This window comes from Pseudomonas sp. S06B 330 (assembly GCF_002845275.2).
Classification (GTDB): Bacteria; Pseudomonadota; Gammaproteobacteria; order Pseudomonadales; family Pseudomonadaceae; genus Aquipseudomonas.
Window position 1 is genome coordinate 3217215 of sequence record NZ_CP088149.1, and the last position, 25348, is coordinate 3242562.

Sequence of the window (25348 nt, forward strand, 5' to 3'; positions counted from 1 at the left end):
TCGGGTGTTACCCATTCTTCGCGTTCTGGCGGCGTATTCATCGTCCGGAAAGACTAAGAATCGAACTGGGCGATGGTTTTTTGCAGTTCAGCCTTGAGCACTTTGCCGGTGGCATTTCGCGGCAGTGGTGTGGTGTGCAGGTAGACCTGTGCGGGTACTTTGTAAGCTGCCAGCCGCGCTGCGATATAGGCGCGAATGGTCTCGGCATCCAGACGTTCGGCAGCACGAATAGCCAGGGCCACCGCCTCGCCCAGGTGCGGGTCGGGAACGGCGAACGCGGCGGCCTCCTCGACCCCTGGCATGTCGCAAATACAGGCCTCGATCTCGGCGGCGGAAACTTTCTCGCCACCCCGGTTAATCAGATCCTTGACCCGGCCACTGATGCACAGAAAACCCTCTTCATCGAGGTAGCCAGTGTCACCGGTATCGAGCCACCCCTCGCGCAAGGTCGCAGCGCTTTCCTCGGGCAGGTTCCAGTAACCACTCATCAGCGTCGGTGAACGCAACCAGATCAAACCGGGGGTACCGGCTGGCAACGGCTGCTGGGGATCGTCACCAATACGTACATCGACAATCGGCAACGGCCACCCGCAGCTGGCGGGCTTGTAGACGAACTGGTCACCCCCGATGGCAGCGCCGATACCATTGCTTTCGGTCAGGCCATAGCCGCTGCCGCCGATGGCATCGGGCTTGCGCTCAATCATGCTGGCGAGCAAGGCGCTCGACGACGCACCGCCACCCAGGCCCATGCCAAACAGACTGGCAGTGTGCGGGCCAGCAAAACGTGGTGAGGCAAGCAACTGCTGCATCATCACCGGCGCGCCATTGAACTGGGTGCAGCCCTCGTCACGGATCAGGTTCAAGGCTTGCTCGACATCCCACTTGTACATCAGCACCAGGCGTCGGCCGGCGCGCAGGGCCAGGAGGAACTGCGCATGCAAGCCGCTGACATGGAACAACGGCACCGCCATCAAGGTGGTCGGGGCAAAGCCGCTGTTGACCACCACACTGATCCGCTCGGGCGAACTCAGGGCGCAGAACGCCCCCTGAAACTCCAGCGCGGTCAGCGCCTGGCAGATCGCCCGGTGGCTGGACAGCACGCCCTTGGCGCGGCGGGTGGTGCCCGAGGTGTAGAGAATCAAGGCCGGTGCATCAGGATCGAGGTCAAGCGTAGGCACCGGCAAAGGCACCGCAGCCAGCAACGACTCATAGCCCGCGCAGTGCGCGGCCAGGGGCTGCTGCGCATTGGCGCCGACGACAATGGTCGCCAGGCCCTTAGCCGCCAGGTCATCGGTCAGCACCTGCAGGCGGGCGTCATCACACAACAGCAGGCTGGCGCCGCTGTCCTGCAGGCCATGCACCAACTCATCTCGCAAGCCCCAGCTATTGAGTGGTACACACACCGCGCCGCAACGCTGGATCGCGGCAAACGCCACCAGCCAGGCCGGCTGATTGCGCATGGCAATCGCCACCCGCGCACCCGGCTGCAGTTGATAGGTTTCGCTCAATTGCCCGGCGAGACGATCGACCTGGTCGAAGTACTGGGTGAAAGTCAGACGCTGGCCCTGCCAGACCAGGAACTCGCGGTCGCCATGCACGCGACCGGCGTCGATGGCCTGCGACAGGTTCGCCGCCGTTTGCCGAAAATAGCGCGTCCCCCCGCCTGCCGGGGTGACTACTTCAAAGGGTGAACCGGGTGCAATCAGTTGCGCCCAGGCGCTGTGCCAGCGTTGCTCGGTCATAGTCTTCTCCGCTCAGGCGCACGTCGTGCTCAGGGCCGCATAGCGCTCGCAATGAAAGTCGCGATCCCCCAGGCAAGCCTGGGCGACACGTACCCGTTTCAGGTACAGGCCGACGTCCAGTTCGTCGGTAACACCGATGCCGCCATGCATCTGCACCGCTTCGTTACTGACCTTCAAGGCGCTATCACCGGCTTTCCATTTGGCCAGGCTGACCAGCCGCCCACGCGCGCTAGCGTCCAGACTGTGGTCATCCAATGCGGCAAGGGCAGCCATGACCGCGCTGCGGCTCAACGCCAGGTCGACATACAGCTGCGCGGCGCGATGCTGCAGGGCCTGGAAGCTGCCAATCGGCGTGTCGAACTGAACGCGGGTCTTGAGATATTCCAGAGTGGTGTCAAACAATTGCTCGGCAGCGCCCAGCAGCTCCGCCGCCAGGCACGCCCGGCCACGGTCCAGGGCCAGATCAAGGCTGGCCCAGCCCGCCCCGACCCGCCCGAGCAGTGCCTCGCGCCCGACGCGCACCTGCTCAAGGCGCAAGCGTGCGCAGTTGCGCGCATCGATCAACGGCAATGCGCTGCAGCGCAAACCAGGCGTGTCGGCAGGCAACAGGAACAGGCTGATGCCCTGCTCGTCACCGGCCTGGCCGACGACGCGTGCCGCGACCAGGTAGGCATCAGCACCCAGGCCGTCGAGCACCCAGTACTTCTCGCCCTGCAGGCAATAGCCGTCGCCCTCGGCGCGAGCTTCAAGCGCCGTGTCCTGTGGCGCGTGACGGGCCTGTTCGTCGAGGGCCAGGGCCAGGCGCAGGTCACCGGCGATCAACGGCGCCAGCCAACGATCCTGCTGTGCAGCGTTACCGGCCAGGTGCAGCAGCGAGCCGCCGAGCACCACGCTGGACAACAACGGTGTCGCCGACAGGTTGCGGCCAATGGCTTCGAAGATCGGCCCCAGGCCCATGCAGCCGAAATCCAGGCCACCCAAGTGCTCGGGGAACGGAATGGCGCTCCATCCCAACGCCACCGCATCGCGCCACAATTGCGCGTCGAAACCCTCGCTACCGCGTTGGTCACGCAGACGGCGCTGGGCGGAAACCGGGCTACGAGCGGCCAGAAAGTCGCGCGCGCTGTCGGCCAGCAATCGCTGTTCGTCGCTGTAGACCAGGTTCATGGCGTCACTCCTTTCTTGGCATCGGGCAGGCCAAGCACGCGCTTGGCAATCACATTGAGCTGCACCTCCGACGCGCCGCCGGAGATGGTCAGGGCGTAGCTGTTGAGCCAGCCGCGGGTTATTGCCAACTGCTGCTCAGTGAAGGGATCGAGCTGCCAGCCCATGGCATGGGCTCCCATGAGGTCGAGCAGCACTTCGAACTTGTCGCGCTCCTGTTCGGTGTGCACCAGTTTCATGATTGCCATCAGGCCGCTGATGTCGTCGCCGACCTGGGCCGCCTGGCCCATGCGCTGTACCGTCAGGTCATAGGCCCGCTCGTTCATCGCGCAGGCCACAGCGCGACCCTGCAGCACGTGCTCGCTCTGGCTGCGCGGATGCGGTAAGTACTGACGCAGCAACGCCAGCAGGTCGACATGGGATGGCAGGCTGATTTCGCCGAACTTGGACATCGCCTTGCGCTCGTGCTGCAACAGGCGCTTGGCCAGGTTCCAGCCACCATTGAGCGGCCCGATCAACTGGCTTTTGGGGACGTTCACACCGTCGAAGAACACCTGGCAAAACGCCGATTTGCCGCTGATCAGGTCAATCGGCACCGGATTGACCCCAGGGCTGCGCATGTCCAGCACGATCAGGCTGATGCCTTCATGCTTGGGCGCCGCCGGGTCAGTGCGCACCAGCGCATACATCCAATCGGACTTGTCACCGTAGGAGGTCCAGATTTTGCTGCCATCGACGACGAAGTGATCGCCAGCGTCGCGGGCGCTCATCTTCAGGCTGGCCAGGTCCGATCCGGCGTTGGGCTCGGAAAAGCCCTGACACCAGCGCACCTCGCCACGGGCCATGGGCGGCAGCAAGGTGCGTTTTTGCTCCTCACTGCCAAATTCCAGCAGCACCGGGCCGAGCATCCATACACCCAGGTTGATTTGCGGCGGCCGACACTTGAGGCGACGCATCTCGCCTTCCAGCACCGCCAGCTGTTCAGCACTCAACCCAGCGCCGCCGTATTCTTGTGGCCACTCGGGACAGAACCAGCCTCTGTCGCGCATGCGCTCGAACCACAACTGCGCGTCGCTGCTGGGGAACTGCGGTTGTTGCGCGCCCCAGACCACGTCTCCCTCGCCCATGGCGGTGCGCATCGAAGCCGGGCAGTTGGCCTCAAGCCAAGCCCGGGTGTCGTGCCTGAATTGCTCGATGGTGCTCATATGTTTGACCCTTGTTATTGTTGGATGGCCCTAGCGCTGTGGACGCGGCATGCCCAGGCCGAACTGGGCGATCAGCTCGCGCTGGATCTCGTTGGTGCCACCGCCGAAGGTCACCGTCACCGAGGCGCGCACCTCGTACTCCAGATCGCCATGCAGCAGGGCCGCCGCCGAACCGCTGCGCAGCGCACCATTGGCACCGACGATCGCGGCGAGCCGACGCAGGATTTCAATTGCCGACTCCGAGCCATAGACCTTGGTGGTCGAGGCCAGCGCCACGTCGATGCGTTCCTGTTCAAGGTCGGCGGCAATGCGAAAGTTGATCAGGCGCATGGCCTCCAAACGTGCATAGCACTCGGCAAGCGAGCTGCGTACCCAGGCCTGGTCCATCGCTCGGCGCCCCTGTTCGTCGCGACTGCGCGCCCACAAGTAGACCCGGCGAAACAGCCCAGCGACCTTGTCCGACCAGGACCCCAGGCCCAGGCGCTCATGGTTGAGTTGCGCGGTGATCAGCTTCCAACCGCCGTGCAGCTCACCGACGAGCATGTCCCGAGGCACCCGTACGTTGTCGTAATAGGTCGCGGCGGTCGGGTTGCTGGTGGTCGGGATCAAGGTGCTGGAAAAGCCCGGCAGTTGCGTGTCGAGTATCAGGATCGATACGCCCTTGTGCCGCGCCTGGCTCGGATCGGTGCGCGCAGCCAGCCAGATGTAGTCGGCCGATTCAGCGCCAGAGGTCCAGAGTTTGTTGCCGTTGACCACAAAATGGTCGTCTTCTGGCCGCGCCGTGGTCTTGAGCACCGCCAAGTCGCTGCCAGCGCCAGGCTCGGAGTAGCCGATGGCGAACATGATTTCGCCAGCGGCGATACCGGGCAGAAAGCGCTCCTTTTGCAGTGCACTGCCATGGGCAATCAACGCCGGGCCAACTGTGCTGATGGTCACGAACGGCAGCGGTGCGCCGGCAATGTTGGCTTCTTCAAAGAAGATCAATTGCTCGGTGGCCGCGTAGCCCTGGCCACCGTGTTCCTTGGGCCAGCCCACGGCCAGCCAGCCATCACGGCCCATCTGCCGAACGGTCTGGCGAAACAGCTCGCCGCCTTCCTGGCCGCGTAGCTGTTCGCGCAGTAGCGGGGTCATCAGCGCCTGAAAGTAATCGCGCACCTGGTGGCGCAGCGCCTGTTGCTCGGGGGTGAGATCAACGAACATGAGCGGCTCCTTAGGCTGCGCCGAGAATCAGGCCGCTGGTGGGTACGCCAGTACCGGCGGTGACCAGCACGTTGTGAACATCAGCCACCTGGTTGACTGCGCTGCCACGCACCTGGCGCACCGCCTCGGCAACACCGTTCATGCCATGGATATAGGCTTCACCCAGTTGCCCGCCGTGGGTATTGATCGGCAACTTGCCGCCACGGGCATGGTGGCCGGCGCGGATGAATTCCTTGGCCTCGCCGCGACGGGCAAAGCCGAACTCTTCCAGCTGCGGCAGCACGAAGGGGGTGAAATGGTCGTAGATCACTGCGGTTTGCAAATCTTCAGGGCCGAGCTTGGCCTGACGGTACAGCTCACGCGCCACCACGCCCATTTCCGGCAGGCCGGTGATGTCGTCACGGTAGAACGAGGTCATGATCTGCTGACCACTGGTGATGCCCTGGGAGCCGGCCTTGATGATCACCGGCTTTTGCGGCAAGTCACGGGCACGTTCGGCCGAGGTGATGACCATGGCCACGGCGCCATCAGACTCCTGGCAGCAGTCGAGCAAGTGCAGCGGCTCGCAAATCCAGCGCGAGGCCTGGTGTTCTTCCAGGGTGATCGGCTTGCCATGGAAGAACGCCGCCGGGTTGGTCGCGGCAAAGTCGCGTACCGCCACGGCCACCCGGCCGAAGTCCTCGGAGGTGGCGCCGTAGGTGTGCATGTAGCGCTGGGCGAACATGCCGACCCAGGCCGCCGGGGTGTGGAAGCCGTGGGGCATGTACCAGCCGTAGTTGACGTTCTCGAAGATCGGCGTCGAGGCAAAACCGTAGGTGCCGGTGCCGAAGCGGTACCAGGAGCGCTCGTTCATCGCTCGATAGACCACCACCACCTTGGCCACACCGGTGGCCACCGCCATGGCCGCATGCATCACCGGCCCGCAGGCCGCACCGCCGCCATGCGGCACCTGGGAGAAGAACTTGACGTCCTTGCAGCCGAGCAGGCGGGCGATCTCGTACTCGGGCACCTTGTCCACCGAGTAGGAGCTAAAGCCCTCGACCTCGGACGGGTCGATGCCGGCATCCTTGAGCGCACTCAAGGTGGCCTCCATCGCCAAACGCAATTCGGTACGCCCGGAGTGCTTGGAAAATTCGGTGGCGCCGAGGCCAACAATGGCGGCGCGCCCGCTAATCGATGAATCGGTCATCTGTATGTCTCCGCCTGTCAGGGCAAGATCAGCGCGACCGTGCCGGTCACGTGATTGCCCATGGAATTCTTGCCGCTCAGGGTCACTTCCACCGTGCGGGTGGCCGGGTCCTGACCCGTCACGCTGCCACTGAAGGTCATGCGGTCGCCGGGGTAGTTGGGCGCACCGAGCTTGATCTTCAGCGACACGAACTGCGCCTGCGGCCCTGCCCAACCTTCGACAAAGCGCTGCACCAGGCCATTGGTGGTGAGGATGTTCATGAAAATGTGCGGCGAGCCCAGGGCTTTGGCCGCGTCGACGTCATGGTGGCCGGGAAAGTAGTCGCGGGTGGCAATCGCGCCACCCGCGATCAGGCCGACGGTGATCGGGATCACCAGCTCCGGCAACGCTTCGCCGGGCTGCACGTCGTCAAAGCACTTGGTGTTCATCGAGGTCATATTTCCATCCCAGCTTGTCGTTATCGCCCAGCCAGTGGCCAAGGCGTTCCAGGCATGCGGCCGATCCCCCCAGGGCAAGGCCCAGGGCGCGGCTCCAGTAAAGAAAACGGTGAATCGGGTACGTCAGGTCGACGCCAATGCCGCCATGCACGTGCTGCGCGCTGTGGCCGATGCGGTGCCCGGCTTCGCAGGCCAGGTAGGCCGTAGCCAGGGCTTCGGACGGCGCGGCAAGGCCGGCGTCAAGCCGATAGCACAGTTGCCAGAGCGCGCTGCGCAACGCTTCAAGGTCGATATGCGCATCAGCCATGCGCATCTGCACCGCCTGAAAGCTGCCGATCGCACGACCGAACTGCTCGCGCTCGCTGACATAGGCCACGGTGCGGCGGATATGCTCATCACTGACCCCCAACTGCAGCGCCGCCAGTGCCGCCTGACTGCGTGCTTCCAGCCAGTCCAGCGCTGGCCCCGGCAACAACTGCTCGGCGCTGATGCGCAAGCCTTCGACCTGGACTTCGGCGACCGGCTCGCCATGACTGAGCACCCCAGGCACCCGGCGAATCTGCGCCGCGCTCAGGTCCAGCAGCACCAAGCGCGCCTGGCCTTCGGCTTCGGCCAGGACCAGCGCGGCCTGGGCTTGCAAGCCGAAGGCGAGTGCTGACACGCGGCCATTGAGCAACCAGCCGCCTTCACAAGGTTGCGCCTGCAACTCGATGCCACACGCGCTAGCGCGGGCTTCAACCGACAACGTCAGGATGACCTCGGCGGCGGCAGCGCGAGCTGCCCATGTGGCCGCGTCAGCCAAGGCAAAATAGGCCAGGGTGGCCGCCGCCAACTGGTGTCGCCACAGCGGTACCTGGCCAAGGCTGCGGCCTTGGGCCTGAAGCACCAACATCAGCTCGGTCATGCCCAGGTCGCTGCCGCCGGCGTGCTCGGGAATCGCCAGGGCGTGCAGGCCGGTTTCCACGCACAGGCCCCAGAGATCTCCCATCATCGCTTCGCCGCTGCTGTCCCAGAGGCGCAAGGCATCGTCGTCGCAATGATCGGCAAACAGGCTGTCGGCCATCTGCGCAATAGCGCGCTGGTCGTCGCTCAGGTCGAAGTTCATGACGCCTCCTGGTCCACAACCGGGCGGAACAGCGGCAAGGTCTGTTGCGCGTCGAAAACCTGAAATTCAACCTGCAGGCGCTGGCCAATCTGCAGCTGCCCAGGCTCGACGCCGACCAGCCCCGCGATCAGACGCACGCCCTCCTCCAGCTCGATCAGGCCGATGGGGTTAGGGTGCTCAAACGGCGCCACCACCGGGTAATGCATGACCACGAACGAATACAGGCTGGCCCGGCCGCTGGCCTGGACGGTGTCCCAATCAAAGCTGTGGCACTGGATACACACCGGTGCCGGTGGGTGACGCAAGGTCGAGCAGGCGCTACAGCGCTGAATCAGCAGCTGTCCCTTGGCACAGCCTTCCCAGAAGAAACGGGTATCGTCGCTGATGCCTGGCAGCGGACGCTTGGCTGTCACCGGCGTTTCACTGCTGGCTGCAGCGGGTGCCTGGGCAGCCGCCGGGCGGAACTTGAAGACCCGGAACAACAGTTCGCCCACAGGTTCATCACCCGAGGCTTTCTCGACGAAATGGCTCATCACCAGGGTGACGAAGAAACCCGTACCCAGGCCGGTGGTTTTCTCTTCTCCAACCGACGCCAGGCGTGTGGTGTAGTACAGCTTCTCACCCAGACGCAAAGGCCGGGTAAAGCTCAGCTCGGAGTTCACGGCCACCACTGAGTTGTAACCGTACTGCTCAAACAGCTTGAGCACTTCGTAGGGATTCTCGGCGGTGGACCCAGGCGGGTAGTTGTTGGCGTGAAAACCTTCCAGGGTCCACACCTGAAGCATCGCCGGCGGCGCGATCAGACCTTCATGGACACTTTCGAGGGCCGCGGCGGGGTTGGTGTAGAGCGGGTTGTTGACGCCCATGATCTCGCACCATTGGCGGATCATCGGTGCGTTTACCTCATCCCAGGCGTACACCCGCCCGTATTGGCGCCCCACCAGGGCGCTCACATTGGACAGCAATTGTGGATCTGCCACAGTCGTCTCCTGCACAGTGAGGGCAGCGGCCGGCACGCCGGCGCTGCCGGGGTCGATCAGGTCGGCAGCACCTGGGCCGCGTCGAGAAAAGCCGGGCGCTCGCCGCCGCCATGCAGCAGCAGGTTGCAGCCGCTGGCATAGGCGGCCAGCGGTGAAGCCATGTACAGGCAGGCGTTGGCGATATCTTCTGCGGCCGCCATGCGCCCCGCTGGGATACCGGCACTCACCGCGGCGATGCCGGCGTCGGTGCCGTAATGCAAATGCGCCTGTTCGGTCAGCACCAGGCCAGGACTGACCGCCACCACCCGCACCTTCGGCGCCCACTCCACCGCCAGCGATTGCACCAGCGCCAACACGCCGGCTTTCGCCGCGCCATAGGCAGCAGTGCCCGGTGATGAACGCAAGGCACTGATGCTGCCGATGAACAGGATGCAACCGCCGTCGGTCTGCGCCTGCATCAGTCGGTTGGCGTGCTGGGCCACATTGAAGGGCGCGATCAGGTTGAGGCGGATGATGCTCTCGTGAAAACGGGGCGAGGCCTCGGCGGCCGGTGCCCGGGGGCTGCCACCCGCGTTGTTGATGAGCACATCGAGACGGCCATATTCATGGCTGATTGCATCGAACAGCGCTTGCAGCGAATCGCTGTCACGCACGTCGGCCGGAATAAACGCCGCGCTGTTGCTACCATGCGCGGGCACCTGCAGTGGTGCATGCCGGGCACAGACGATCACCTGGGCACCGGCGGCGAGAAATTCGCTGGCGATCCCCGCACCGATACCCTTGGTGCCGCCAGTGATGAGCACCACCTTGCCGCTGAAATCAAACCCCGTGTGCTGTGCCATGTCGTGTTCCTTGTTCTTTTGACAAGGCCCACTCTAGGGACAACGTTCGCCGCGTACTTCGTCTGAACGGACGATGAATTACGCAGGCTCAGGCAAGGACACTGGCGGCCAACGATACGTGCGCACGAGGATGCCCATGACCGATTCCGCCGCTTTGCCGGTACTGCTCGAATACCCGCTGCCAGGCGTGGCCCTGCTGCGCCTGAACCGGCCGCAGGCTACCAATGCCCTGAGCCTTGAACTGCAGGCACTGCTTTCGACGCACTTCATCGCCCTGGCCGAAGACCCGCAGGTGCGCTGCATCCTGCTCACCGGTGGCGACAAGGTGTTTGCTGCCGGGGGGGACATCACCAGCATGGCCGGGGTTGGCGCCATCGATATCTACAAGCGTCATACCGAGCGGGTCTGGGCGCCGATTCAGCATTGCCCAAAGCCGGTGATTGCCGCGGTATGCGGCTATGCCTATGGCGGCGGCTGCGAACTGGCGATGCTCGCCGACCTGATCGTCGCTGGCCGTGGCGCGCGCTTCTGCCAGCCGGAAATTCGCATCGGCATCATGCCCGGCATTGGCGGCACGCAACGTCTGGTACGGGCAGTGGGCAAGGTCAAGGCCATGCGCATGGCCCTGACCGGGCAGCCGATCAGTGCCGAAGAAGCCTGGGTGGCAGGGCTGGTCAGCGATCTGGTCGACGACGATCAGGTGCAGGCCAAAGCCCTGGAGCTGGCGGCCGTGATTGCGGCAATGCCGGCGTTGGCGGCGGAACAGATCAAGGAAGTGATTCTCGCCGGTATGGACGCGCCACTGGAAGCGGGGTTGGCATTGGAGCGCAAGGCCAATGCGTTGTTGTTCGCGTCGCGTGACCAGAAGGAAGGCATGCAGGCGTTTATCGACAAACGTCCTGCGCGGTTTGAAGGGTACTGACGCCTTTCACCTGGTAGCCGCTGCCACCAGGCCGCAACAGGCAACCGTCCCTGGCGCCTGCTTCGCAGTCGATCGCAGCCTGGCGGCAGCGGCTACGTCGGGTATTTAAATACTCATCAACAACTGCCCACTGTCGACCCGCAACTCGACGCCATTGATCGCCCGCGACTCGTCACTGGCCAAAAACAGCACGCTGGCGGCGACATCCTCGGGCAGGCAGGTGCGTTGCATCGGGTCGCTGTCGATGGTCATGCGCGCGGGGTCGAGCCCGACCGGCCAGCTGGCGCGGGTCATATCGGTGAGCACGCTGTCGGGGTGCAGGGTGTTGCAACGAATACGGTATTTACGCTGGCGACAATGCACAGCCACCGACCGCGATAACGCCGCCACGGCACCTTTCGAGGCGCTATACGCCAGGTAGTCAGCACGCCCAGCCAACGCCGCAATCGACGACATGTTGATGATCGAGCCGCCGGTGGCCTTCATCAACGCAATCGCTTCACGACAACCGAGGAACACGCTGTCGCTGTTGATGCGCAGTACCTTGTGCCAGTCCTCCAACGATGCCTCCTCTATCGAACCCTTGCGCAGGATGCCAGCGTTGTTAAAGAGGATGTCGAGGCGACCATACCGCTCGCCGATGAACACCATGACCTGCTGCCAGTCGTGTTCGCTGCTGGCATCGTGACGAACGAATACAGCCGCTGCGCCGATTTCCTGCGCCAGCGCTTGACCCTCAACCTCGTCGATATCGCTGATCACGACCTGCGCACCTTCGGCGGCCAACAGGCGTGCACACGCACGACCGATACCGTTCGCACCGCCGGTAACCAGGGCGATCTTACCTTGCACTCGTCGTGTCATAAGCCACTCCTTGTTGTGTTGGGTTGCAGACTTGCCTTGCGATCGCATCACCTGCGCGACGCCCTGAGAACACACAATCGGCCAGCGACAGGCCACTGATATACAAATGCGAAGGGATACCCAGGGCCGTACGCCCGGCGGCATACAAGCCGGAGATAGGCTGACCTTGCGCGTCAAGGGCAGCGCCCGTGTCTTCATCCACTTTCAGCCCGCCCAAGGTCAGCGCGCCAAGGGGAAAGATCGGGTTACCTACCGAAATGTCACAGGCGTAAAACGGCCCCTGATCGAGGACCTGACGGCTGCCGGGGGATTTCCCGAAAGCATCTTCGGCCTCACCACGGGCTGCGGCATTGTTGCGCTGCAGGGCCTGGCTCAAGGCCTCGACCTGCATGCCGCTGGCCTTGGCCAACTGTGCAGCGGTCTTGCCCTTGCGTGGTTTGCACAGCATCAGCATCAAGGCAGGCAAGCTCTGGAACCACCAGTACCCGCCAAACAGCGCCTGGCGAATGGCCTTAGCCCGCAGCCTGGCATCAAGCACTAGCCAGGCACGACCGCCCTGCTCCTCCATCAAGGGCTGGCCCAGGGTGGCGCCATAGACTTCCTCGTTACAGAAGCGTTGGCCCTCACGGTTGACCACGATCCCTTTCGGCCAGCAGTGCGGTGGATTGATGAAGCGCCAGGCCGATACCCGCTCCAGCCCGGCGCTGGCTGCCCCGGCACTCTGACCCAGGCGCAAGCCACTGCCATCGCAACCGGTGGCACCGACCTTGAAGTTGCGTCGGTAGTCCGGCGCATGCTCGCGCATCAGCTCACGGTTGAAGATAAAGCCGCCGGTGCTGAGTACTACTCCCTGGCGCGCGCGCACCCGATAAGGCCGTGCGTGTTCGCGTTCCAGTTGGCTGACGCGCTGGCGCAAGCGGTCGCAGTAGCCCGGTGCGAAGTTCTGCCAGCGTTCGGCGCGGGCAGCCAGGCGTGCGTGGGTCTTGGCCGCTTCGCTACCAGGTGGCAGGCGCCACAGTTCGGCACCGATCACCCGGCCCTGGTTGTCCTGAACCAAGCGCCGGGCCGCCGATTGCAGCAACGGCCGTACTCCGGCCTTGAGGCAGGCGCTGTGCAGGTGAGCGTAAAGCACCGCGCCACATTGGCCCTTGCCCACGGTGCGATGGCCGCGGGGTGCGGGCGGCTGGCTGCCGGTGTGCGACGGCACCAGTTCGTTACCCGAATAGTAGAGAAAATAGCCATCAGCCGGATACGAGGTCTTGCCGCCTGGCGGCATCTCATGACTGTAGGGCGCGCCGTGGCTTTGCAGCCATTCGAGGTTGGCCACACTCTGCTCGCAGAATCGCTGCAGAGTGTTATCGCTGACCACGCCGCAGGTTTCGTGCTTGAGGTAATCGAACATCGCTTGCGGGCTGTCGCTAATGCCAGCGGCGCGCTGCTGACGGGTACCACCGCCGGCGTACACCACGCCGCCACTCTTGGCACTGGCACCGCCGCCAGTGAAGCGGTCGGCAATCAGCACATCGACACCATTGGCCCGGGCTTCGAGGGCGGCACAGGCACCCGCCGCCCCCCAGCCGATGACCAGCACGTCACACTGCTCATCCCACTTCAGTGTATGGCTGTCGCTGACCCGCAACGGCGCGAGGATGGCGCTGCAGCTTGAAGGGGTATCGGTCGTCTGCATGACAGCTCCTAGCGTTGGCTGGCAAGGTGATTAGCGGCCACATAGGCGAAAGTCAGCGCCGGCCCCAGGGTGCCACCGGCACCGGGATAGCGGGTGCCCATGACCGAGGCCGAGCAGTTGCCGATGGCATACAGGCCGCTGATCGGCTGGCCATCCTCACGCACCACCTGGGCATCGGCGTTGGTCAGCAGGCCGCCCTTGGTGCCGATGTCGCCGGCGTCCATGCGCATGGCATAGAAAGGCCCCTTGCGCAGCGGCGCCAGACACGGGTTGGGTTTGATGTTGCTGTCGCCGTAGTAGCGGTCGAAGACGTTGCCGCCGCGGCCAAAATCCGGATCGACGCCAGTGCGGGCGTAGTCATTGACTTTGGCCACGGTGTTTTCCAGCCCGGCGGCGTCAACGCCGATCAACTGCGCCAGCTCAGCCAGGGTGTCGGCTTTCCAGTACAGGGCATTGCGCCACTCCTTACGCAGGCGGCTGTCGGGCATGACCTGGGCCGGCATCAACGGGCCCATGGCGTAGTGCTGGCGGAAGTGACCGTCAAAGACCACCCAGGCCGGTACGCTGTTGCCGCCGGTAACCTGGTTGTCGTGGTACATGGCGTCGACAAACTCCAGGTACGGCGCCGCCTCATTGACGAAACGCTGGCCCAGGCCATTGACCACAATGGCACCGGGGAACGCCCGCTCGGCAAAGATGCCACGGGGCTTTTCCTCGCCGGGCACGGCGATGGTCGGCGCCCACCAGGCCCAGTCCATCAACGCCGTGGCCGCACCCTGGGCCATGCCGGCCTGCAACGCGGCACCGGTATTGTTGCCCGGCGGTGTGGCACTCCAGGCCATGCGCGTCGGTTGCGGCAGGTACTGCTCACGCAGCGCCTGGTTTTGCTCGAAACCACCGGAGCCCAGAATCACGCCGTGGCGCGCCTTGAGAGCCAGTTCGCGGCCGTCGCGGGTCACCGTCACGCCAGTGATTCGCCCGTTTTCGCTGATCAGACTGGCGAAGTCGGTGTTCAGCCACAGCGGTACATTGCGGTCCATCAACGAACGGCGCAGCGAAGCCACCAGCGAACTGCCCAAGGCGGCGCGGCGGTCATACTTGCTCTTGCGCCGCCATTTGAAATCGAGCTTGTAGCGCAGCATCAAGCCGAGGATCAGCAACTGCCAACCAAAGCCTCGGGCCATGGCCTTGTGCGCATGGCGGGCAGTCCAGGCGATGCGGCCCATCAGCAGGGTTGAGGGCGACGGCTTGCGCAGGTTGTCCAGTTCCTCACCCAACAGGCTGGTGTCGAACAGCTCAGGGTCCAGGGTGCGACCGCCTGGCAAGGAACCGGGCAGATCTGGGTAGTAGTCTGGGTACTTTTCCGCCACCGCATAGCGCACGCGGCTGGTGCGGGTGAGGGTCTCGATCATCTTCGGCGCGTTGACCAGGTAGGCGCGCAAACGCGCTTCCTCGACCTGGTCACCGGCGGCGGCCTTCAGGTAGGTCAAGGCCTGTTCGACGCTGTCGTTACCGCCCTTGCGGGAGAAGTAGTGATTGTTCGGAATCCAGATACCGCCGCCGGAAATCGCCGAGGTGCCGCCGTACTTGTCGCTCTTTTCCACGATCAGCACACTGAAGCCCTGATCGGCGAGAAATACCGCCGAGGCCATGGCCCCGGCACCCGAACCGACGACAATGACGTCGTAGGCCGTTTGAGTCTGAACTTGAGCTGTCATTATTGTTATGCCATTGGCTGAAGGACAGCGTCGATGATCGACTCCGTGTCTGGCGGGCTCATCGTCAATCCGGACTAGATGGGGACCTACCCCTGTCAGCCGTTGCGCTGCGTCTGCATCGCTGGCCAGGCGATAATCAGACAACGAGGGCGCGCTTGCCCGCCCAAGGCTGTGCCTGCTCCATCTGCCGGGCCAGGCGCAATAAGCCATCCTCCCCACCCAGGCGTGCGGTGAACATCATGCCCACCGGCAAGCCCTCCTCGCTCCAGCCCAGCGGCAGCGAGATGGCTGGCTGCCCGCTGACGTTGGCCAGCGCAGTAAACCCGGCACTGCCCATCGCATGCTGGGCGTAACTGTCCCAAGGCTGATCCAGCGACAACAGCCCAATACGCGGGGTCAGGTTGGCCGTCACGGGTGAAAGGATCAGGTCAAAACGCTCAAAGTGACTTTCCATCAACGCGCCAATAGCCTCAAACGACTGCCGCGCCCGATACAATCCCTCGCCCGTGGTTCCCCGCGCCCGTTCAAGCACCACCTGGGTGATCTTCTCCAGGTCCTGTGCCGTTACCGCCCGTCCCAGCACCTGCTCTCGATCTTTCACCAGGGTGGTCAGGGCCGTGCCGATAACTGTGCCATGAGCACCGAACATCTGACGCGGATCGACCCCCAGTGTCAGTTCCTCCAGCTCATGCCCCAGCCCCGTCAATTGTTTGATGGTCTGCTCCAGGGCCGCGGCAATCGCCGGCTCCAACGGTGAGCCGGTCAACGACTGACGCACCACCGCGATGCGCAATTTGCCGGGTTCGCGCTCAAGCTCCTCAATGTAAGGCCGGGTCAAAGGCGCACTCCAGTACGGGCTACCCGCCTCATGGCCCTGCCCCACATCAAGAAACAAGGCCATGTCGCGAACACTGCGCGACACCACATTGCCGACACTGGCACCAAACCAGCCTTCAAAATGCCCCGGACCGCTAGGCGTGCGGTAGCGGCTGGGCTTTAGCCCGACCAAGCCACAATAAGACGCCGGAATACGGATCGAGCCACCGCCGTCGGTAGCATGCGCCACCGGCACGATCCCGGCCGCCACGGCACTGGCCGCGCCGCCGGAGGAGCCACCCGCGCTGTGTTCCAGGTTCCAGGGGTTGCGGGTCTGCCCCCAGAGCAGCGACTCGGTGGTGGTGGTCAGGCCGAACTCCGGGCAGGTTGTCTTGCCAAACGGCACGGCGCCGGCCAGCTCGTAACGGCTGATCAGCGTGCTGGTGCGGGTCGCCGGCGGTGCATCCTTGAACAAACGACTGCCGTTGCTGGTGACCGTGCCTTTAAGGTAGGTGTTGAGGTCCTTGATCAATATTGGCACCCCGGCCAACGCGCCCTCGGTAAGAGGCTTGCCACGTTGAGCGAGCAGCGCGCGGGCATAGTCTTCATGCAGCATGTTGACCGCCTTGACCTTGCCATTGACCGCGCTGCAACGCGCCAGGGCTGCGGCCAGCAGGTCTTCAGCGCTAAGCTCCCCCTTGCGCACCGCCTCACTCATGGCCCAGGCATCCAGGCCCTGATACTCACGGTCCGAAAGACCGGCAGCACGGGCATCGGCAAAGCGTCCGAGCATACCGACACCCGCCACCAAGGCACCCGCCTTGAGCACGCTACGCCGGGGCCAAATGCCAGGCGCTTCAGTGGTTGAAGACGGGGTTTCGCTGCGGTACTCGGTCATGGCTACTTCCTGTTCAAGGTTCAACAATCGGGCATCGACGGGGTGGGACTATCAATCGGCAGTGACCATCGCGGACATCGCCGCCAGGTAGTGCTCGCCGTAAGGTGGCAACACACCCCACTCACGACGCGGGTCATGGGCCGGGGCCTTGAACACGGTACGCATGTGGCTGAATTCGAGGAAGCCCTCGCGACCGTGATAATGCCCCAGTCCAGAAGCCCCGACTCCGCCGAAAGGCGCGTCGTGCATGGCCGCATGCATCATGACCTCGTTGATGGTCACGCCGCCAGACAGGCTGTGCTCAAGCACATGACGCTGCTCGTCCAGGTCGGCACCGAAGTAATACAGCGCCAACGGCCGTGGCCGCGCATTGATGTCGGCCAGTACCGGATCAAGTTGCTGATAGGTCAGCACCACCAGCGCCGGGCCGAAAATCTCCTCACGCATGATCAGGCTGTCATGCGGTGGGTTGATCACCACCTGTAGCGGACGCCGACGATCACCGATATCCAGCGGTACAGCCTCAGGCAGGCATTCGACCCGTGCGCCCAGGTTGCGCGCCTCCTGCACATAGCTTTCCACCCGCTCGACATGGCGCTGATTGACCACGGCAACGACATCCGGGTTGCCGGCCACCGTCGGGTTGAGCTCTGAGTAGGCGCTGCGCAAAGCAAGGAGAAACGCTTCGAGGCTGGCCTCGGGTACATAGACCAGGTCCGGGTTGATGCAGATCTGCCCGCCGTTGCTGGCCTTGGCCACGGCGATACTGAAGGCAGCACGCGTAAGGTCAGCACTGGACGAGACAATCACCGGCGACTTGCCGCCCAGCTCCAGGGTCACCGGCACCAGATTTTGTGCAGCGTTGCGCATCACCGAACGCCCGACCTCGGTGCTGCCGGTGAACACCAGGTGATCGAAAGGCTGCGCGGAAAACACCTTGGCCACTGACGAATCGCCGGTAATGACCGCGACGTCCAGCGGGTCGATGTGCTCGGCAAACAGCTGCTCCAGCAACTGCGCGGTGCGCGGCACCACATCGGACGGTTTGAGGATGGCCCGGTTACCCGCCGCCAGGGCGGAGGCCAGCGGGCTGAGCAAGGTGTACAACGGCGCATTCCAGGTACCAATGATACCGACGCTGCCCTTGGGCTGGTGCATCACCCAGGCTTCGGCGCCCAACAGATCATAGGGTGCAAACGGCTGGCGCTGCTCATCCTGCATCCAGCCTTCAAGGTGGTCGCGGGCGTGCTTGAGCGAAGCCAGGGCGCCCAGCACATCATTCATCAGCGAAAAGCCGGCAGGCCGGCCGCCGAAATCCAGGTCAATCGCTTCCGTCAGTTGGGCATGGTGGCGCACCAGCAACTCGATCACCTGCTGCAAGCGCTGGCGGCGCGTCTGCGCGCTGACCGCGCCAGCGCTGTTGAAGGCCTGCTTCTGGCTGGCCAGCAGACGGGTCAATGTATCTACGGATGAAGTCATCGGGTTCCCCTTGGCTCGCATGGGTGGTGGCTGGCGCCACATTAGCGGCGAGCAAGGGCCTGCGCCTCGTCCGATCGGACGATTACCCGGCATCTGCGTTAGTCCGTTAAGACGATGTGTACACACGGCCTGCGACCAATACTGGGATCACGAAAATCCCACCCCATGAGGTCAGTCATGGCAACGCCAAACATCGGTTTCGACCCCCAGGCCTTTCGCACCGCGCTCGGCACCTTCACCACCGGGGTCACTATCATCACCACCCAGGCCGAAGACGGCTCTCCGGTGGGCATTACCGCCAACAGTTTCAACTCGGTGTCACTCAACCCGCCGCTGGTGCTCTGGAGCCTGTCGAAAAAAGCCCGCAGCTTGCCGGTGTTCAGCAATGGCAAGCACTGGAACGTCCATGTGCTGTCTACCGAACAGGAGCAACTGTCCGGACGGTTCGCAACTCAGGGTGAGGACAAGTTCGCCGAAATCCAGTTTGACAACGGCGTCAGTGAAGCACCGCTGTTGCAGGATTGCACCGCGCGCTTCCAGTGCCGCACAGCATTCCAGTATGAAGGCGGCGATCATGTGATCTTCGTCGGCGAAGTGCTCGCGTTCGACCACAGCGAGCGTGCGCCGCTGGCATTCCAGAGCGGCCAATACGCCCTGGCCACGCGCAAGCCACGCAGTGAACTACGCCTGGCCACCACCCCGCCGCCACCGGAGTGCAGTTACACCGAAGATTTGCTCGGCTATCTGCTGGGCCGTGCCCACTACCAGTTGCTCAACGCCCTGCGCCTGTTACTTAACAACCAGCAACTGGATGAACAGGCGTTCTTCATTCTCTCGGTGCTGTGTATCCGCGACAACCTCAGCCTGGAAGAGATCAACACCTTCGTCAGCTACACCGGCCATCAAGTGACCCTGCCGAGCATGCGCTTTCTTGAACGGCAGAACCTGGTCGCAATTGAAGGCGACGCAGGACAACTGCGCTTTGTGCTCACCGCCAACGGCCGTGAAGCCTCCTTGCAACAGCTGGCATTGGCCAAGCTGGTGGAAGAAGACCTGGCCGCCAAACTGGGCCCGGCCGATGCTCAAGCCCTGAAGGTTCTGCTCAAACGCCTGATTGTGGTCAGCGACCCTGGCCTGCCTGACCTGTGGGCGCCGCGTTGACCGCCAACGCGCAAGGCATGCCGAGCGCCACGGTCGGCTGGCGCAGTCATGGCCTGTTGTTGCTGCTGGCGATGGTGTTTGCCGATAACTTTGTCGGCCGCCAGATCCTGGCGGTGATGATCGACCCGATCAAAGCCGAGTTCGGCGTCGGCGACACGGCCATGGGGCTGATTTCGGGCCTGGCCTTTGCCGCCGTGTATGCCCTACTCGGCCTGCCGGCCGGGCGCTTGGTCGACCGCCTGCCACGCACCCGCCTGCTGGCCTTATCGTGCCTGCTCTGGGCCTTGGCCACCATGGCCTGCGGCCTGGCCGGCAGTTTTATCGTGCTGGCCATTGCGCGGATGCTGGTGGCGGTGAGTGAGTCGCCGACTACGTCGGCCTCCCTGTCGCTGATCGCCGATTTGTATCCGCCACAGCGCCGCTCCTTCGCCATCAGTTGCTTTACCGCAGCGCCGACCTTTTCCTCGATCATTGGCCTGAGCATCGGCGCCTGGGTGGTTGAACACTACGGCTGGCGCACTGCTTTTTTCGCCCTCGGTGCACCCGCCCTGCTGTTTTGTGCATTGCTGGCGCGGGTCAAAGACCCGTTGCGCGGTCGTTGGGATCTGATCGCCAGTGCTCCCCCCGCGACACCTTTGCTCAGCGTGCGCCACGAGGCCCACGCCCTGTGGGCACTGCCGGCCTACCGTTGCCTGATCCTGGCCGGTGGCCTGACGACCTTGAGCTCCTATGCCATCGGCATGTGGAACACCAGTTTCCTGATTCGCTCCCACGACCTGTCGCTGCAGCATGCCGGCATGCTGGCCGGGGTCATCTGTGGCGTGGCGGCCGGCATCGGCGGCCTGTTTGCCGGCTGGCTCAATGACCGTTTGAGCCACCGCAGTCCGCACTGGCAGATCCTCATTCCAGTTCTGGGCAATCTCACCGCCCTGACGGCATTGATCATCTACCTGCTGTGGCCGGCTGGCGTGTTGATGCAACTGGCTGGCATACCGATCCCCACCGCCATGCTCTGGTGCGCGCTGTACAGTTTCTTCGTGGTCTGGTGGGTGGCACCGTCCTATAACCTGGTCACGCAACTGGTGCCGTCCAATCGCCGCGGCACGGCCATGGCGTTGCAGACCATTGTCAGCACCCTGCTGGGGGTCGGCATTGGGCCGCTGTTGACCGGCGTGTTCAGCGACTTGCTGGTGCCACAGTTCGCTGCACAGTCGCTACGGTATGCGCTGGTGCTGGTGAGCTTGCCGTTGCTCGGCGCGTTGTTCCTGCTCTGGCGCACAGCCGTGCATGCCCGCACGATTGGCTATGGCCGCAGGTGAGCACGCCTGGCGTCACTGGCCTGACAACTTCCCTTACGCCCCTGTGGTTGACTAGACTCCTGGGCTGAAGGCTACGGCTGTGATCCTACGGAAACTGTGCGCATGACCCTCCGCAAAAAGCTGCTTTGGCTGTTCGTCCCGCCCCTGACCCTGACCTTGGGCCTGGTTTATGTGTTGTCGCAAACGATGATGCTTGACCGCCTCGATCGAGAGGACGAACTGTTGCTGTTCAATGAAGCCAAACGCTTGCGGGCGTTGATGAGCAACAGCATCAACTTCGACCTGGACCGTTTGCAGCGCCTCGCCCAGCAAATGGCCGCCGAAATGCCTGTGCAAGCCGTGGAGCAGGCAACACTGGAACAACTGAACTTCGACTTTTTGCTGCAACTGGAGGCCACTGGCACCTTGCAGTTGGAGCAATGGCGGCCTATCGACCTGGCAACTCGACCGCTGTTGCTAACCACACAACACGCCGACCTGAACAATTTGCGCAGCAGTATCCGCCAGCGCGCGACACAATTGAGCAAACGCCACACGGCGCAAGCGTCTCAGGTTGAACTAGTGGTGCTCGCCGGCGTTCCGCTGATCCTGGCCAGTGTCACCTTAACGCCGGACCAAGGTGAGGCACGCCGTACCCTGGTCGCGGGCCACCTGCTCGACGCCAGCCGTATAAACACCTTGCAAGCCGAGCTCAAAGGAAGCCTGCAAGTGGTCCCGGCTGAGCGCTACACCGCCAGTGATAGTGCCCAGGCTGCGACCAGCGGGCCGGATCAAGATCAGATTTCCATCAGTAGCCGGCACGTGCCGGATGAGCGTCATCAGCAAGTTGCATTGTTGTTCAGTCACAGCCCCAATGAGCAACAACTGGTGCTGGAGCTGACCCGCGAACGTCGGCTCTACAACGAGGGCCGCAAGGCAATCAACCTGTTTCTGGTGGTCTCGACAGCCGTAGCACTGCTGGCCTGGTTACTGATTTACCTTGGCCTGGAGTTCCTGTTGCTGCGCCGGGTATCGCGCATGCACGATGAGTTCGCCAGGATTGGCCCGGATGTTACCGGCGCGCGGTTGAGCGACAGCGGCCAGGATGAACTGGGCTACCTCGCCGAGGAAGCCAACCAGACCCTTGAACGTCTCGAACAGAGTGAGGCACGCGACCGGGCGATCCTCGAAGCCATCGAGGAAGGCTATTTCGAACTGGATACCAACGGTGAGATCGTTTCGGTGAACCGCGCCTTTTGTCAGTTGCTGGGCTACAAATCACACTCTCCGGTAGGTATACGCGTCCAGACGTTGCTCGATGACGACGCCAATCAACGCTTCCTAGCACTGCTCAACAGCATCGACGACAACCGCTCACAGGTGATGTCGGGGCGCTTGCGGCGCGTCGATGGCAGTCTCTGCCACTACGAAACGCGCTTGTCGACCATCCTCGATGCCAAGGGCGAAATTCGCGGATACCGCGGCATCCTCCACGATGTCAGTCGCCATGTGGAGTACCAAAGCCAGCTATTGGATATCGCCTACCGCGATGCCCTGACCGGCCTGGGCAACCGCAAGGCCTTCTACGAACACCTGCAGCAACGGCTCGACGAAGCACCCGCCGCATTGGCACTTCTGTTCATTGACCTGGACCGTTTTAAACAGGTCAACGACAGCTTTGGCCATGATGTCGGCGATGCTTTGCTGGTACAGATGGCACAACGACTACGCAGCGCTGTACGCAAACCCGATCAGGCGTATCGCCTGGGCGGTGACGAGTTCACCTTGATTCTCACTGCCGACGCCGCCGGTGCCCAAGGATTGGCGCAACGCTTGCTGGCTGCACTGGGGCAACCGGTAACGCTGGATGCGCTGCAGATCGACTTCGTCACCCCGAGTATCGGCATTGCCGTCTACCCGCAGCACGCCCAGGACATCGACAGCCTGATCAAGGCGGCCGACCAAGCCATGTACCAGGCCAAGCGCGGGAGAAACGAAGCGGTGCTGTTCAGCGCGCGGTGCTGAGCTGGCCCCGCTTCATTGGCCGCCACCGATGAACCAGCGAAAATACGGGTTGCCCGCCTCGGTTTGCATCAGTTGCCGGACTTCCCGCGCCCACCCTTGGCGATTGCCGTTGTAGGCCAGGAGCGTCAACCCATAGAAACGTTTGAGCACGTGCCACTGGTCTTCAACGGCGCCCAGCAAGGCCGCGTCGGCATTGATCAGCGGCGGCGCTGTGCGCAGGGAGAGCAGTTGCGGCAATACCCGGGTGATCTCCCCAGAACGTACCCAGGGCGCATATTCAATGCGCGGACGGTCATCGGTAACGGCCTCGGCGCTGCCGGCAAAGCGCTCAAGACCTTCGCGGTCGGTCACCCAGGTAGCGAGCAAGGCACTGACCGAGTCGACCCCGACTTCAGCCAGCGCAGCGCGCACGCGAGGTTGCGCAAAACGCTGGCTGATACGTGCGGCGTCCAGCTCCAGCGGTGCCTGCGAGCCAATCAGGAGCATTTCGTGAAACTCGGTGGTCCACAACGAGGCATGGGGAAAGGTATTGAGGAAGCTGCGCACCAGCGAGCGACTGTCATCAGTATTCTGCGTCGGCAACGGCAACCATTGAGCGACAATACCGCCCGCCTCCAACCGTGACGCGGCCAATAGGTAAAAGTCCTGCGAGTACAGGTTGACCACACCGGCAGCTGAAGGTGGAGGCGGTTCCAGGGTGATCAGGTCGTAGCGCTCGGCGCTGCGCAACAGTTCTCGACGGCCGTCACGCAGGCGAATGTCCAGGCGCGGGTCATTTCTGGCGTCGAAATTGCCCTTGAACAACGGCGCTGCAGCCAATACTTCAGGCAGCAGTTCGGCCACCACCGGCCGCTCCAGCCCCTGATAACGCAACAGGGCACCTGCGGTGATCCCGGTGCCAAAGCCGATCACCATGGCCGAACGCGGCTCCTGGCGGTGTATCAACAGCGGCAACAGCGCCTGCAGACGCATGTAACGCAGCGACGGCATGGCATCACCGGTGTTAGATACGCCTTGAATGTAGAGCCGGTTGAACCTGCGGTTCTGGCGCTGTTGGGCGACCACCGCAACGGTACCGCCACGACCTTCTTCATAGAAAGTGAGGTGGCCACTGCGTGCACCTGGGAGCAGTTCGGCCAAGCGCTGTGGCGGTGTCAACACACCGATGATCACAGTGCTCAAGCTGACGCCGAGGACCGCCATGCGCATCCCGCGCGGCACGGCCTGGCCACGCCAGACGGCCACGCACCCCACTGCCGCCGCCACCAGTGCAAGCACCACCAAGGTTCGCACCAGGCCAACACCGGGCACCAGCACGAAGCCCGTCAACATCACCCCAATAATGCCGCCTACGGTGTTGAGCGCGACCACCGCACCGACATCGCGCCCCACTTGCTGGCTGTCGACACTCAGGCGCAGCGCCAGCGGGAAAGCAGCGCCCAGTACCGTGGTCGGCAAAAACACTACAGACAGCGCCGCCGTGGCAAAGCGCGCGCACATGCCGGCCAGCTCATTCCCGGTCAGGTGCAGCACCAGCGCTTCTACCTGTGTCTGGGCACTGATCAGCCAGCGACCCAGCCCGGCAATCTGTACCAGCGCCAGTAGCCCTGCCAGCGCGATCAGCAAGCCAAACAGCCCCCAAGGGTCGCGGATTCGATCAGCGCGACGCGCATACAGTGCGCTGCCCAGCACCAAGCCCGCCAGGTACGTGGCCAGCACCACTGAAAAGGCGAAGGTACGGGTACTCATGAACTGCACAATTGATTGTGTCCACACCACTTCATAACCCAGCGCGACGCCACCCGCCACGCAGTACAGGGCAATGGCCAGTCGTGCCGCCGGGGAGCGCGGCGCGCTAGCGGCCTGAACGTTCAGGGGGGTGTGCTCATCACGGCGGCGGGCAATCCAAGCGCCAGCAGCGGCCAGCACGTTAAGCGACGCCGCCACCAGCGCACTGCCGGTAACCCCCACTTGGGGCAGCAGCACAAAGGCGGCCAGCAAGGTGCCGGCAATGGCGCCGGCCGTGTTAGCGGCATACAGACGCCCTCCCGCCTCAGCCAATTGCCCTTGTGCGGGGGTCAGGGCACGCACCAGCACTGGCAGCGTACCGCCCATGAGAAACGCAGGTGCCCCCACCAGAAGAAACGGTACCAGCCAGGCAAGCAGCCCTACGTGATTCTCCAGGCGCGCGAACAGCCCGGCTGAGTTAGCCAGCGCCAGGGTACTCAACACCCCGAGCACCGCCACCGCCAGTTCCAGACAGGCATACAGCCTGACCGGGCGGCGTAACCGATCGGCCCAGCGGCCGAACACCAGGCCGCCCAAGGCCAGCCCGGCGAAAAACGCACTGATACCGGCGGTGATGGCATATACCTCCACCCCCACCACCAGCGAAAGTTGTTTGACCCAAAGTACCTGATAGACCAACGCCGCCGCACCCGATACACACAGCAATAGCGCGGGCACGCGCATGTGCAGGGGCATGCGTTGGTCCGCCGGCTCTGCAAGGGATGATTGGCGTTCAGAGGAACTGACAGCTGAGGGCATCAATCGACCTTATCGGCGCCAACATCGCGACCGAAAAACAAGTAAAAAGAAAGCGCCCGTCACTGACGG

At 63.5% G+C, this 25348-nt stretch carries 19 protein-coding genes; 4 read left to right on the top strand and 15 right to left on the bottom strand.

Annotation, left to right across the window (positions count from 1 at the left end):
• Positions 1–53 precede the first annotated feature (53 nt).
• From CX511_RS14370 to CX511_RS14410, 9 genes are read right to left on the bottom strand one after another with little or no spacing between them, the layout of a single operon-like run.
• Positions 54–1742 (bottom strand): class I adenylate-forming enzyme family protein, encoded by a 1689-nt coding sequence (locus CX511_RS14370; protein WP_101292525.1) that lies wholly within the window; start codon positions 1740–1742, stop codon positions 54–56.
• A gap of 12 nt (positions 1743–1754) precedes the next feature.
• Positions 1755–2909: an acyl-CoA dehydrogenase family protein gene (locus CX511_RS14375; RefSeq protein WP_101292527.1), complete on the bottom strand. Its 1155-nt coding sequence runs from the start codon at positions 2907–2909 to the stop codon at positions 1755–1757.
• A complete protein-coding gene (locus CX511_RS14380) occupies positions 2906–4111 on the bottom strand; it encodes an acyl-CoA dehydrogenase family protein (protein ID WP_101292529.1) in 1206 nt (401 codons plus the stop codon). Before CX511_RS14380 ends, CX511_RS14375 begins: the two co-directional genes overlap by 4 nt.
• Positions 4112–4141: 30 nt before the next feature.
• The gene (locus CX511_RS14385) at positions 4142–5311 is read right to left on the bottom strand and encodes an acyl-CoA dehydrogenase family protein (protein ID WP_101292531.1); all 1170 of its coding nucleotides are present in this window, start codon (positions 5309–5311) and stop codon (positions 4142–4144) included.
• A 10-nt stretch (positions 5312–5321) separates the two neighbouring features.
• Positions 5322–6500 (bottom strand): lipid-transfer protein, encoded by a 1179-nt coding sequence (locus tag CX511_RS14390; protein WP_045186089.1) that lies wholly within the window; start codon positions 6498–6500, stop codon positions 5322–5324.
• Positions 6501–6517: 17 nt separating this feature from the next.
• Complete coding sequence (locus CX511_RS14395; RefSeq protein ID WP_101292533.1) at positions 6518–6937, bottom strand: MaoC family dehydratase; 420 nt, start codon at positions 6935–6937, stop codon at positions 6518–6520.
• A complete protein-coding gene (locus CX511_RS14400) occupies positions 6909–8042 on the bottom strand; it encodes an acyl-CoA dehydrogenase family protein (protein WP_045186087.1) in 1134 nt (377 codons plus the stop codon). Before CX511_RS14400 ends, CX511_RS14395 begins: the two co-directional genes overlap by 29 nt.
• A complete protein-coding gene (locus tag CX511_RS14405) occupies positions 8039–9022 on the bottom strand; it encodes a bifunctional MaoC family dehydratase N-terminal/OB-fold nucleic acid binding domain-containing protein (protein ID WP_101292534.1) in 984 nt (327 codons plus the stop codon). The genes CX511_RS14400 and CX511_RS14405 overlap by 4 nt, the downstream gene beginning before the upstream one ends.
• A gap of 56 nt (positions 9023–9078) precedes the next feature.
• The gene (locus CX511_RS14410; protein ID WP_045186085.1) at positions 9079–9864 is read right to left on the bottom strand and encodes an SDR family oxidoreductase; all 786 of its coding nucleotides are present in this window, start codon (positions 9862–9864) and stop codon (positions 9079–9081) included.
• 136 nt (positions 9865–10000) lie between these two features.
• Here CX511_RS14410 and CX511_RS14415 point away from each other — a divergent pair, with 136 nt between their 5' ends.
• Complete coding sequence (locus tag CX511_RS14415; RefSeq protein ID WP_101292536.1) at positions 10001–10786, top strand: enoyl-CoA hydratase; 786 nt, start codon at positions 10001–10003, stop codon at positions 10784–10786.
• A gap of 105 nt (positions 10787–10891) precedes the next feature.
• Here the strand turns inward: CX511_RS14415 and CX511_RS14420 are convergent, their stop codons facing one another.
• The 5 genes from CX511_RS14420 to CX511_RS14440 form a co-directional block, all read right to left on the bottom strand.
• The gene (locus CX511_RS14420) at positions 10892–11650 is read right to left on the bottom strand and encodes a glucose 1-dehydrogenase (protein WP_101292538.1); all 759 of its coding nucleotides are present in this window, start codon (positions 11648–11650) and stop codon (positions 10892–10894) included.
• On the bottom strand, positions 11628–13337 hold the full coding sequence (locus tag CX511_RS14425; RefSeq protein WP_101292540.1) for an FAD-binding protein: 1710 nt from the start codon (positions 13335–13337) through the stop codon (positions 11628–11630). The genes CX511_RS14420 and CX511_RS14425 overlap by 23 nt, the downstream gene beginning before the upstream one ends.
• Positions 13338–13345: 8 nt before the next feature.
• Positions 13346–15055, bottom strand: a complete 1710-nt coding sequence (locus CX511_RS14430) for an FAD-binding protein (protein WP_045186077.1) — start codon at positions 15053–15055, stop codon at positions 13346–13348.
• 136 nt (positions 15056–15191) lie between these two features.
• A complete protein-coding gene (locus tag CX511_RS14435; RefSeq protein ID WP_101292542.1) occupies positions 15192–16769 on the bottom strand; it encodes an amidase in 1578 nt (525 codons plus the stop codon).
• Positions 16770–16820: 51 nt separating this feature from the next.
• Positions 16821–18248 (bottom strand): coniferyl aldehyde dehydrogenase, encoded by a 1428-nt coding sequence (locus CX511_RS14440; protein ID WP_101292544.1) that lies wholly within the window; start codon positions 18246–18248, stop codon positions 16821–16823.
• A gap of 177 nt (positions 18249–18425) precedes the next feature.
• Between CX511_RS14440 and CX511_RS14445 the strand changes: the two genes are divergently transcribed.
• The 3 genes from CX511_RS14445 (at position 18426) to CX511_RS14455 (ending at position 22732) form a co-directional block, all read left to right on the top strand.
• A complete protein-coding gene (locus CX511_RS14445) occupies positions 18426–19409 on the top strand; it encodes a flavin reductase family protein (RefSeq protein WP_045186072.1) in 984 nt (327 codons plus the stop codon).
• Between the two features lie 17 nt (positions 19410–19426).
• Complete coding sequence (locus CX511_RS14450; protein ID WP_101292558.1) at positions 19427–20728, top strand: spinster family MFS transporter; 1302 nt, start codon at positions 19427–19429, stop codon at positions 20726–20728.
• Between the two features lie 102 nt (positions 20729–20830).
• The gene (locus tag CX511_RS14455; RefSeq protein ID WP_101292546.1) at positions 20831–22732 is read left to right on the top strand and encodes a diguanylate cyclase domain-containing protein; all 1902 of its coding nucleotides are present in this window, start codon (positions 20831–20833) and stop codon (positions 22730–22732) included.
• Between the two features lie 12 nt (positions 22733–22744).
• On the opposite strand, the gene CX511_RS14460 is transcribed toward CX511_RS14455, so the two are convergent.
• Positions 22745–25216: a fused MFS/spermidine synthase gene (locus tag CX511_RS14460; protein ID WP_045186068.1), complete on the bottom strand. Its 2472-nt coding sequence runs from the start codon at positions 25214–25216 to the stop codon at positions 22745–22747.
• Positions 25217–25348 lie beyond the last annotated feature (132 nt).